This window comes from Haloarcula sp. Atlit-47R (genome assembly GCF_003665985.1).
GTDB classification, from domain to species: Archaea; Halobacteriota; Halobacteria; order Halobacteriales; family Haloarculaceae; genus Haloarcula; species Haloarcula taiwanensis.
This window is the reverse complement of sequence record NZ_QPLQ01000018.1, coordinates 1-747: the sequence shown is the minus strand read 5'-3', so window position 1 is coordinate 747 and position 747 is coordinate 1. Positions and strand designations below refer to the sequence as shown.

The 747-nt window shown below is 67.7% G+C and carries 1 protein-coding gene and 2 pseudogenes; all 3 read right to left on the bottom strand.

Going from position 1 to position 747, the window contains the following annotated elements:
* Window positions 1-287: pseudogene (locus DVK00_RS20625) on the bottom strand (hypothetical protein); the annotation flags it as partial.
* A gap of 2 nt (window positions 288-289) precedes the next feature.
* Entirely contained in the window at window positions 290-424 is a 135-nt protein-coding gene (locus DVK00_RS22360; RefSeq protein ID WP_255410841.1) for a hypothetical protein, read from the bottom strand.
* Window positions 414-747, bottom strand: a pseudogene (locus DVK00_RS21485) (hypothetical protein); the annotation flags it as partial. The pseudogene DVK00_RS21485 and the gene DVK00_RS22360, both read right to left, overlap by 11 nt.

Here is a 747-nt window from a genome sequence, read left to right as displayed (position 1 = left end):
CCGCCGGTCGGGAGCATCCGCGTCGACTCCGGCGGCCCCTGTGAGCCACCACTTGATATCTGGTCGCCGCCCGTCCGCAGCTCCGAGATGTTGAACGGTCCCGGCGCTGTCCAGTCGCTCGACGCGCTGTCGGCCGTCTCGTTGGTCGCTTGGTAGTGTCCGTCAGCCACCGCTGCCGATGCGGGCATCGCGAACGCGCCCGCCACGGTGACAGCGACGAGGACGACCGCAACACTAACCGCGGCGACGGCGGCCCTATCACCTCCCGAGAGTGCGTGTCCGCTCACGGTTAGCCCCCCGACAGAGCGCTCGCGACGCCGTTGACGTAGTCTGTCGTTGCCTCCGGGGCCACGAACATCGCGATGGCGACGAGCCCGACCGCGGCCAGCATGACCGCACCCCAGCCGGAGATGTTAATCTGCATCCACCGCCTCCTCTGCAGCCGCGCCCGTGTACAGCGCCAGCCCCACGACCAGCGCCGCCAGGAACACGATGAGCGTCTCTTTCGCCGTCAGTCCGAGAACCACTGTACCACCGCCAGCCAGTGCGCCAGCCCCGATGAACGACGCCGCCGCGCTCCAGAGGAATCCGCCGGCATACACGCCACCGAAAAAGCCGCCCACCAGTCCCGTCGTCAGCCGGGCCGGGCGGCCTTTGAACCACTTGATCGGGTAGGCTGTCTTTGTCAGCACCGACGTGTACTCGCCGATCACGTAGAACACCATCCCGATGATGGCCCAGCCGGTC